The organism is Streptomyces torulosus (genome assembly GCF_001419765.1).
Lineage (GTDB): Bacteria > Actinomycetota > Actinomycetes > Streptomycetales > Streptomycetaceae > Streptomyces > Streptomyces torulosus.
This window is the reverse complement of record NZ_LIRK01000112.1, coordinates 1-9,570: the sequence shown is the minus strand read 5'-3', so window position 1 is coordinate 9,570 and position 9,570 is coordinate 1. Positions and strand designations below refer to the sequence as shown.

The 9,570-nt window shown below is 68.8% G+C and carries 10 protein-coding genes; 3 read left to right on the top strand and 7 right to left on the bottom strand.

Annotated elements, in window-relative coordinates; genetic code table 11:
* Nucleotides 1-1,231, bottom strand: a 1,231-nt coding sequence (locus tag AOK23_RS08670; protein WP_420823692.1) for a YncE family protein, incomplete at its 3' end; no start/stop codon positions are given.
* A gap of 436 nt (nt 1,232-1,667) precedes the next feature.
* Between AOK23_RS08670 and AOK23_RS08665 the strand changes: the two genes are divergently transcribed.
* On the top strand, nt 1,668-1,907 hold the full coding sequence (locus AOK23_RS08665) for an Imm32 family immunity protein (protein ID WP_055712166.1): 240 nt from the start codon (nt 1,668-1,670) through the stop codon (nt 1,905-1,907).
* A 1,022-nt stretch (nt 1,908-2,929) separates the two neighbouring features.
* Here AOK23_RS08665 and AOK23_RS08660 read toward each other — a convergent pair.
* From AOK23_RS08660 to phoU, 6 genes are all read right to left on the bottom strand, one after another.
* A complete protein-coding gene (locus AOK23_RS08660) occupies nt 2,930-3,346 on the bottom strand; it encodes a hypothetical protein (RefSeq protein WP_055712165.1) in 417 nt (138 codons plus the stop codon).
* 382 nt (nt 3,347-3,728) lie between these two features.
* Nucleotides 3,729-3,902 carry a hypothetical protein gene (locus AOK23_RS51615; protein WP_338056445.1) on the bottom strand — a complete coding sequence of 58 codons (174 nt, stop codon included), beginning with the start codon at nt 3,900-3,902 and terminating at the stop codon, nt 3,729-3,731.
* A gap of 283 nt (nt 3,903-4,185) precedes the next feature.
* A complete protein-coding gene (locus tag AOK23_RS08650; RefSeq protein WP_055712163.1) occupies nt 4,186-5,055 on the bottom strand; it encodes a GNAT family N-acetyltransferase in 870 nt (289 codons plus the stop codon).
* Nucleotides 5,056-5,427: 372 nt separating this feature from the next.
* A complete protein-coding gene (locus AOK23_RS08645; RefSeq protein WP_055538819.1) occupies nt 5,428-5,676 on the bottom strand; it encodes an SCO4226 family nickel-binding protein in 249 nt (82 codons plus the stop codon).
* A 232-nt stretch (nt 5,677-5,908) separates the two neighbouring features.
* Nucleotides 5,909-6,070 (bottom strand): hypothetical protein, encoded by a 162-nt coding sequence (locus AOK23_RS48380; protein ID WP_169800283.1) that lies wholly within the window; start codon nt 6,068-6,070, stop codon nt 5,909-5,911.
* Between the two features lie 276 nt (nt 6,071-6,346).
* On the bottom strand, nt 6,347-7,036 hold the full coding sequence (gene phoU / locus AOK23_RS08640; RefSeq protein WP_055712162.1) for a phosphate signaling complex protein PhoU: 690 nt from the start codon (nt 7,034-7,036) through the stop codon (nt 6,347-6,349).
* A gap of 574 nt (nt 7,037-7,610) precedes the next feature.
* On the opposite strand from phoU, the gene phoR reads away from it, so the two are divergent.
* Both phoR and phoP read left to right on the top strand, forming a co-directional pair.
* The gene (gene phoR, locus AOK23_RS08635) at nt 7,611-8,867 is read left to right on the top strand and encodes a two-component system sensor histidine kinase PhoR (protein ID WP_055712161.1); all 1,257 of its coding nucleotides are present in this window, start codon (nt 7,611-7,613) and stop codon (nt 8,865-8,867) included.
* Nucleotides 8,864-9,544: a two-component system response regulator PhoP gene (phoP, locus tag AOK23_RS08630; RefSeq protein WP_033322296.1), complete on the top strand. Its 681-nt coding sequence runs from the start codon at nt 8,864-8,866 to the stop codon at nt 9,542-9,544. Before phoR ends, phoP begins: the two co-directional genes overlap by 4 nt.
* Nucleotides 9,545-9,570 lie beyond the last annotated feature (26 nt).

Genomic DNA, 9,570 nt, shown 5'->3' with positions numbered 1-9,570 from the left:
CCGCGGGTACCACCGTCGCGGCCGGGAGCGCCTTGCCGTTCGGGGACTCCAGGTCGGTCCGGGTGACCGCGACGGTGGTACCCGCGGGCAGCCCGAGCGTGTTCGTGACCTTGCCGGAGACGGTCAACGACTTGGCACGGTCGGCCGTCGCCGGGGCGTTCACCGTGATGGTGGTGACAGCCTTGCCGGGGTCGGTGACGACGCGCAGGCGGTACTTGTTGGTGAGGTCGTGTGTGACCGCGAAGAGTCGGCTGCTGTCGGGCGCGAAAGCGAGGTCGCCGTGGTCGAGCAGGGTCTCTTGGGCGATTCCATTCCGGTAGTCGGTGAAGTTGACGGTCCGCCTCGGCGTCGTGCTACCCGGCTTGTAGATGGACACGTGGGGGCGGTTGAAGGAGGCGTAAGTGTCAGTGCCCCCCGCGACGAGGCCGTCCGGCGCGACATCCACCGACCGTTGTTCCCAGTAGCTGCTCGGATACCTGATGGTCTCTGACAGGTCGGAGGTCCGATAGACCTGCTGGAAGTCGCCGGCTGTGGGGGCCACCACGAGCTCTGTGCCGTCCGGGGTGAGCGCCAGGTCCTCCGCGGTGTTGCCGATGGCTGCGTCCTGCCCGCCGAGGAACGCGGTCCGGCTGGCCGTGCCGGACGACACGTCATAGATGCCGAGGGCGAAGTAGTACTGGCGCGAGCCGACCGCCAGGGTGTCGGGAGCGCCGGGTGTCGAATCCAGCAAGGGAGCGTCGTTCCACGTCCCGTCGGCATCTTGGGCGAGCGAAACCTGCGTCTGCCCGCCGGACAGGTCGAGAGAGCCGATGTTGCCGTGCCCGACGCTGCCATAGCCGAACCAAAGTTTGCCGCCCGCGAGCGCGAGGTGCTGCGGATCTGTGCCGTCACCCGTCGCGTACCGCCCAGTCTCGGTGACCGTCGCCGTGTCGATGGCCACGATCTCATCAGTTCCCGGCACGGCGACGTAGACCGTTGCCGAGTCGGCGGAAAGCTCCAAGCCGTCAGCCTGCGGCAGCGAGGTGATCGTCCCGATGACGGTGCCGTTGTAGTCGGTGGCAACGACCTTGCCTCCCGACGGGTCACTGATAAAGACCCGCTGGTGAACGCCGTCCACAATGATGTCGCCGCTGGACGTGATGGGCAGCTCGGCACTGCTGTCCGCGACAGCAGGGCCCGCGGCCGAACCGATAAGGGCTACGGAACTGAGAGCGACCGCGAGCGCCGTCACGGCCGAAATGCTGCACACACGCACAGTGATGCAACCCCCACTAGGAAGATCGAGACTGCCCACAAGACTCCTGGGGCCCCTCCAGGGTTGTACGGCCCGACTGCGCAAGTCTCCGCAGTTGCCACTGGATGCCGCCCAGGAGCCGAGCACCTTCTATGGCAGGCGCGCACTCGGTATGACTCGGTCCCACGGTGGTGAGTGTCCAACTGCGTGAAAACGCTGGCGAACAGCCCCAGACAAGCGCGGACGGAGGCACGCTCGGTTACGGTGCCGACCGCCGCGCAAGCAGGTGAACGCCCCTGCACGCACCCCACCGCCCCACCACCACAGTTGGAAAGCGTGCACTCTCGGTGTCTGACGGTTCCTGAGTACGCGAAGCTTGGGTATGGCCCCTGAACCGAGCGCTGCTCCATCGACGACCACTCACGTAAGTGTGGTGACCGACGGCACCACCAGAGTCTTCACGTGGGAGGCAGGCGCACGCATCGAGGTCCGCAACCTGGGCGGCGAGATCGTCATTGAGGCCAACGCAGCCGGGTTGAAAACCCTGGCCGGCCACCTCCTCACACTGGCCCAGGACGGCACCCCGGACGGCGCCCATCTCCATCTGGAGGAGAACAACGGACTTGAAGAGGGTTCCGCAAGCCTGGTCTTGGAGAGGTGCGAGGATGAGTGACTCGTGCCAGACGCATGCCGCTAGATGCCCTTAGCTTCCCAAGCTGATGGCCTTGCGGGTGTGGGCTGTGTTGCTCGGCGGCGGTCTTGCCAGCGTGGCCGACGAGTGAGGGCGGCCCAGCTCTACCCCGCCTGCAATGGACACGGCAAAATTTCTTCTTCCGCACCCGACCCTTACTACGAGCGGGCCGTGACCTGCGAAAACGGGCTCTTAGTAGCGGAGGGTGGCCGGACGCTGCGGACGCTGACGGATGCTACACATTTTGTTTAGCGTCCACAGGAACAGTGCAGGTCAGAGGCGGCAAGAGAGGACCGGCGGACGCTGCGGACGCTGGTTTTCCTCAACTCTCCAGTAGTGGGAGGAGGGACGGCTTTTCCGGCAGGGGGCAGGAGCGCGATGGGCACGGCCGTCCTGCCTCTGCGGAAAAGCCTCCAGCAGCCCCCGGAGCGGTAGAGACCCGACGGCGCCCGCTGGTCCGCCGTCTGCCCCTTGGAAGGCCCCGAGGACGGCATTCCAGGCGGGGGGCCGGAGTCCTCCGGCCTGGACTGCCGTCCTCGGACGCGTACGGGCAGGGTGTCAGGGCCGGGTGTCAAAGAGTGTCAGTGTCAGGTGTCAGAGCGGGTGACACCCGCGTTTGCCTAGGGGTTCGGGTGTCAGAGGGCTCCTGACTGTCAGAGGGTGTCAGGGCGGAGTAAAGGCGTCAGGGTCGTCGTCCTCTGCATTCATCCGCCGCACCAAAGCCTCCACAACGGCTCAGCGCGAGGCTCGGCCGGGGCGCTCTGGGTGTTCTCCATACTGCGGAAGCTACTGGCCGAACGCAGCAAGGCAAAGGGGGATCCGGGACCAAGCGGCTGCCGGCACCGCTCATGCCCTTTCGCTTGTCTTGTCGCTTGTCGTGCCAAGACGGGACCGCACTGCGGGAGAGCCCGGAGCAGGCTCTGACCTGCGAGCCGACAAGTGACAAGACAAGCGACAAGCGACAATCGGACCAGGCCCGTGGGTCAGCCCGGACACGGTGGGGACTACGATCTGGCGATCTCTTGCCGGAGCTGGTGGGTGAAGCGACGCAGGAGGTCCAGCGTCTCTCGGAACTCGGCTCGGCGGTCGTCCCTGCCGTCGGTGGGCCGGGTGCTCCAGACCCGACGCGCGAGAGCATCGGCGAGATCGACGGTGTCGCTGGCACAGAGCAGGTAGAGGGCCGAGCGGGCTTCCTGCATCTGGTTCGCCAACTCATTGGCTCCGGGACCGTCGCCACTCAGCTGTGATTCCTTCAGGTAGTCCAGCAGCTGAACCACGGCCGTGTCGAAGCCGATCCCGGCTTTGAGCTTCTGCTCGCGGAGCCACATGCGATCCTGCCGGCGCGCGGTGAACCACGAACCGAACACCGCCCCTATGAGTCCGATAGCGGCCCCTATGGCCACGGCCAGGATGTTCTCCACGGTCAGCTCCCCCCGACGTACAGCGCAGCCAGGCTACAGAGGCCGCAGGAGGCGCCGCACTCGACGAGCACCCTCACATGCCAAGGGTTCGGTGATCCGAACGAAACGGCCAAGTCCCGGAACCTCTCTGGCACCTCCGAGGACGACCAACGACGACAGACAACGACCACCAACGCCGGGGCGGCCGCAGGTCAGTTGGGACAGCTAGCACCCTGACCAGGGCCAAAAAACGGGCCCACCAGACCCAGGGCAAGAAGAAGTAGGCAGGACCAACAAGCCCCCTACCGGCGGTTCCGTTGCTGTTCGTGCAGGCGTGCCAGACTCTTGTGCACGGGATGAAGCCCGCTTCGTGATCATCATCATCTAGGCCATCGGCCGTCGTTCAGGGCGACGGTGTGAAGCCGGCGGACAGGTCGAGTAGGAACGGGGAGCCCGGCTCTGTCGGGGTCCAGCCTCTGTTGAGGGCGAGTTCGATGGCGTGGGCCACGTCGGACGGTAGTACAGGGTGTGCCTCGCGGCCGAACCAGTTGCTCGGGTGCGGCTGGGCGGTGTTCACCACGAGGATCGTTCCCCGAGCGTCTGCCTGCTCGACCGCGAACGTGCATGGCGTCCATGCAAGCGCCTGGAAGTACGTGGGCCTACGCCTTAGCCGCCATCGGTAGGCCGTTCCGCCGACCACGATGCGTCGTGCTCCCTTGCGTCCCAGCCCCACCGGCTCTAGTCCTCCGTACATCACATTCCCCCGGGCCACGGAGCTTTCCGGCGGCCCTCTGATGCCTGAAAGCCCCTGGGGCGCGGATTCGTTCGCGGTCCAGGAGTTTTCGGCGAGGTGCCTGACCCTACGAGGTGGCGTACGTGAAGTCGTGTACCGCGATGTCGGTGAGGCGGACGTAGCCGAGGCGTTGGTAGAGGGCGTTGCTCGTGGGGTTGGCCGCGTTGGTGTAGAGGACCACGTCCGTGGCGCCCGCGTTCAGGGCGGCTCGGCTCACCTCCGTCGTCACCGCCGCCCCGTAGCCACGGCCGCGGAGGTGGGCCGGGGTGTAGACCGGGTCCACCCGGGCCATGCCGGCGACCATCGGGTTCACGCCCGCCATGGACACGAGGGTGCCGCCCGGGGCCTCCCAATACGTGTAGTGCTTCTCGGCGAAGCGGGTGTTCGCCCATGTCGCCGCGTCGATCGTGACGTCCTCCTCGACGTCCGCCGCGAACTCACGACACCACTGCATGAGGTGCTCCTGGTCCTCCTCGCCCACGAGTCGGCCCCGGCCCTCCGGGTGCGGGTCCGGTGGCGTGAGCGTGCCCAGCCGGTACAGGTGGAGCCGGACACGGCTCGCCGCCGTCGCGCCCGTGCGCCTCTGCCACGCCTCCGTGAACGCCGCGATCGTGTCCTCGTCAGCCGTGATGGACGGCAGGGCCCAGTCCATCGCAGTCAGGCGGGCCGCGAGGCTGTCGGCCTGCTCCGGGGTGAGCGACGTGACGTTCATACCGCGGGACGGGAAGCGGTAGAACGTGGCCTCGACCTCGCCCCCTCGCTCCAGTCGGCCGAACACGGGGAACCGGCCCTCGTACGCGGCCGCCCCGAGCGTGCGGAGCTTCTCCGTCACCGAGAGCTGTGTGGTGTGCAGGGCGGGGCGCGAGCGCAGGAACTCTCCGGCTCGCCCGAGGAATTCGTCGACGTCTTCAGTGAGGTGCCAGTCATCCGGACGCATGCCTCATGATCCCGGATGGCTTCGGCCGCGGGGAGGCGGATGAACGGAGATCGGCCAGCCTCGACATCCGGGACTCCAGCCTCGACATCCGGGCCCCAGCCACAACATCTGGGGCCCAGGCCCGCCGGTGCGGGTACGGGTGCGGCGCGCGGGTGGGACGGCGGCTGGCGACTCCGGGCCGGTCCGAGGCCGCGGGCGGGGCGGGCGCCTGGGCCGTCCCGGCCCTGACCAGGAGCCGCGCACGCCGCCGAACAGTGGCCGAGAATCGCCACCACGCAGCCTCGCCTCGCCACCACGCAGCCTCGCCTCGCCACCACGCAGCCTCGCCTCGCCACGCCACGGCTCGGCCCGGGCCGACTGCGGCTGCTCGGGTCAGACCGTCAGCGGCACCGGGTGTACCTCGTCCGCCTTGTGGCCGGTGCGTTCGTGGATGCGTTGGACCGCTTCGGCGGAGGGCGCCTCGGAGAGGCAATAGACCGTGCCGGACTCGGGGTCCGCCCAGGCGCGCTCGAAGTGGACGCGCTCGTCGCTCTCTATGTCGAGATCGGCCTGGTGCGCCGCACGTAGCTGCTCGGCGGTGATGCCCTTCATCCCGTGGTGGACGTCCATGAACTTCGCCATGGCCTCGCACCTCCTTCTGTCCTGGCCGTCCGTACGTACCTCCATGCTGCGCCCATTCGGGTACGGCCGCGCGGGCTCGAAGGAGAAGAGAGCAGAGGCGAACGGAGAAGCGAATGGAGAAGTGAGCGGCGAAGTGAGCGGGGAAGCGAGCGGGGAAAAGGGAAGGGGCCCGTCCATGGGACAGGCCCCTCGTTCCTCACACCTCACCCGTACGAGCGCGGCCGCCTGCCGCTCAGCCGCACTGGCACGGGTTGCCGGACTGGCACCCGCATCCACAGCCGGACCCGCAGCCGCAGGCGCCGAACAGGGGCAGGGACTTGATGTCGGCGGGCTGCTGGGTGTCCCGTGTCTGTGTCGGGTCGGGCGTACTGGGGCTGGCGGGGGATTCGGCCATGGTCCCTCCTCGAAGGCTGGTGCCTGTGCCCATTGGATGCCCCATTGCATGACGTTTCAGCCGGGCGCATCAACGGCGCACAGAGGCGTCCGTACGCCCAGCGGAGGCGCCACGCGCCCACCCTCGGCCAGGCCCGCACGCCCCTCCCACCAGGCGCGCACGCCCTCAAGAGCAGCCACGCGCCGCGCCCACCAAACCGCCGGGCGCCCCGTGACCTCCGAGCGCCTCCTCAGACCCTCAGACCCTCAGACCCTCGTGCCCTCAGCCCTTCGGGCCTTACGCCCCCTCCACCCCCGTCACCGGCTGGATGTCGGCCTGCAGTTCGTCCGCGTGTTCGCCGGTCACCAGGTACACCACCCGCTTGGCGACGGAGACCGCGTGGTCCGCGAAGCGCTCGTAGTAGCGGCCGAGGAGGGTGACGTCGACGGCGGTCTCGATGCCGTGCTTCCAGCGGTCGTCCATCAGGTGCTGGAAGAGCGTGCGGTGGAGGAGGTCCATCGCGTCGTCGTCCTGCTCCAGCTGGAGCGCCAGGTCGACGTCCTTGGTGATGATGACCTCGGCGGCCTTGGCCATGAGCCGCTGCGCGAGCTGGCCCATCTCCAGGATCGTGGCGTGGAGGTCGCGCGGGACCGCCCGCTCGGGGAAGCGCAGCCGGGTGAGCTTCGCCACGTGCTGGGCGAGGTCGCCGGAGCGCTCCAGGTCGGCGGACATGCGCAGCGAGGTCACGACGATACGGAGGTCCGTGGCGACCGGCTGCTGCCGGGCCAGCAGCGCTATCGCGCGGGCCTCCAGGTCGTGCTGGAGGTCGTCGACCTTCTGGTCGGCCTCGATCACGTTCTCCGCCAGCTTCAGGTCGGCGTCGAGGATCGCCGTCGTGGCGCGTCCGATCGCCGACCCCACCAGTCGGGCCATCTCGACCAGGCCCTCACCGATCGAGTCAAGTTCCTCGTGGTACGCGTCCCGCATCAGGGTGTCCCTCTCTTACGTGCGTCTGCTCGTGGGTTTCCGAAAAGGCCGTGCCCGAAAGCCGTGCCGCCACACCGACGGTCGTGCTCCCATTCTCCGGAAGCCGTGCCGCCCCTGGGCGATGGCCGCCCTCCGTCCGTCCACGGAAGCCGTACCGCCCTCGGCGATGGCCGCCCTCCGTGCCCGGAGCCGTGCCACCACCTGGTGGTGCCCGCAGCCGTCCGTGCCTGGAAGCCGTACCACCACCCGGCGATGGCGTCCTCCGTCCCCGGAAGCCGTACCGCCCTGTCGGCGACGGACGGGTTCCGCTTCCGGGTGGAAGCCGTGCCGTGCCGTCGCATCTCCGGCCGCCGTGCCCGTGCGAAGGCGCGGCCGCCGTTCCGCCGGGCCGGAGCGGATGCCGGCCCGGGGGGCCCGGATGAACCCCACGCTCCCACGTTCCGACCCGTACGCGTCCGTTTCCGCCATCCCAAATGAACCATCACTGGCTCCAAGGTGAACTCTGGGCGACGAGTGTTCGAGGTCGCCCTTCGAGTGCTGTGGGGATGTCCGACCTCGTGCCTAACCTGGATGCATGGACGTGAACGCGGCGGTCGCCGCAGCGGCAGCGATCGCCGGTGTACTCACCGGTGTCATCGCCATGCTGGCGTTCCGCTTCAGCGAGCGCGAGCAGAAGCGTCCGACCAGGACCTCCCTGCACACCGATCCGGTGCTGCCGCCCGGCGTGGACACCGTGCTCTCCGTGCTCCGCTCCTCCGCCGTGGTGCTCGACGAGGGCGACGGCGTCGTCAAGGCGAGTTCCGCCGCCTACTCCCTGGGGCTGGTCCGCGGTGGGAAGCTCGCCATCGAACCGATGCTCCAGATGGCGCGCGACACCCGCCGCGACGGGGAGATACGGCAGGTCGAGCTGGATCTGCCCCGGCGCGGCACCGGGCGCGGCGAGGCCCTCGCGGTCTCCGCGCGCGTCGCGCCGCTGGGCTCCCGGCTCGTGCTGCTCCTCGTCGAGGACCTCACCGAGGCCCGCCGGATAGAGGCGGTACGGCGCGACTTCGTCGCGAACGTGAGCCATGAGCTGAAGACCCCGGTCGGCGCCCTGTCCCTCCTCTCGGAGGCCGTCATGGGCGCCAGCGACGACCCGGAGGCGGTGGAACGCTTCGCCGGGCGGATGCAGATCGAGGCCACCCGGCTCACCAACCTGGTGCAGGAGCTCATCGACCTCTCCCGCGTGCAGAACGACGACCCGCTGGAGGACGCCGAGCCCGTACGGGTGGACGAGCTGGTCGCCGAGGCCGTCGACCGCTGCCGCCACCAGGCCGGCGCCAAGCAGATCACCATCGCGGCCGGCGGCACCGCCGCGCTGAAGGTCTGGGGCCACCGCGGCCAGCTCGCCGCGGCCCTCGGCAACCTCGTCGAGAACGCCGTCAACTACTCTCCGGCCCGCACCCGCGTCGGCATCGCCGCGCGCAGGGTGTCCGCGCCCGGCGGGGACCTCATCGAGATCTCCGTGACCGACCAGGGCATCGGCATCTCCGACAAGGACAAGGAGCGCATCTTCGAGCGCTTCTACCGCGTGGACCCGGCCCGCTCCCGCCAGACCGGCGGCACGGGTCTCGGACTCGCGATCGTCAAGCACGTGGCGGCCTCGCACGGCGGGCAGGTCACGGTGTGGAGCTCCGAAGGCCAGGGCTCCACGTTCACCCTCAGGCTGCCGGAGGCGGGCGCGTCCCGCGACCGCGCCACGCACCACCCGGACCTCGACGACGAGGACGGACAACCGCACACCGAGTCATCCCCGTACGAATCGCATCCCGCCCCGGAGGTCCTTCCGTGACCCGAGTGCTCGTCGTCGAGGACGAGGAGTCCTTCTCCGACGCCCTGTCCTACATGCTCCGCAAGGAGGGCTTCGAGGTCGCGATCGCGACCACCGGGCCCGACGGACTCGACGAGTTCGAGCGCAACGGCGCCGACCTCGTCCTCCTCGACCTGATGCTGCCCGGTCTGCCCGGCACCGAGGTCTGCCGTCAGCTGCGCAGCCGCTCCAACGTCCCGGTGATCATGGTCACGGCCAAGGACAGCGAGATCGACAAGGTCGTGGGCCTGGAAATAGGAGCCGACGACTATGTCACCAAGCCCTTCTCCTCGCGCGAGCTCGTCGCCCGTATCCGGGCCGTACTGCGTCGCCGCGGCGAGCCCGAGGAGGTCACCCCGGCCGCGCTGGAGGCCGGTCCGGTCCGTATGGACGTCGACCGTCACGTGGTCACCGTCTCCGGCTCCAAGGTCGACCTCCCCCTCAAGGAGTTCGACCTGCTCGAGATGCTGCTGCGCAACGCGGGTCGCGTGCTGACCCGTATGCAGCTCATCGACCGTGTCTGGGGCGCCGACTACGTGGGTGACACCAAGACCCTCGACGTCCACGTCAAGCGCCTGCGCGCCAAGATCGAACCGGACCCGGGCGCCCCGAGATACCTGGTCACGGTCCGCGGCCTCGGCTACAAGTTCGAGCCTTAAGCCATAACCGGTGACAACGACGAAGG

Excerpts from the sequence above, each read along its gene's own strand:
- AOK23_RS08650 (WP_055712163.1), bottom strand. The coding sequence starts at position 5,055 with ATGCGTCCGGATGACTGGCACCTCACTGAAGACGTCGACGAATTCCTC.
- AOK23_RS08645 (WP_055538819.1), bottom strand. The coding sequence starts at position 5,676 with ATGGCGAAGTTCATGGACGTCCACCACGGGATGAAGGGCATCACCGCC.
- AOK23_RS48380 (WP_169800283.1), bottom strand. The coding sequence starts at position 6,070 with ATGGCCGAATCCCCCGCCAGCCCCAGTACGCCCGACCCGACACAGACA.
- phoU (WP_055712162.1), bottom strand. The coding sequence starts at position 7,036 with ATGCGGGACGCGTACCACGAGGAACTTGACTCGATCGGTGAGGGCCTG.
- phoR (WP_055712161.1), top strand. The coding sequence starts at position 7,611 with ATGGACGTGAACGCGGCGGTCGCCGCAGCGGCAGCGATCGCCGGTGTA.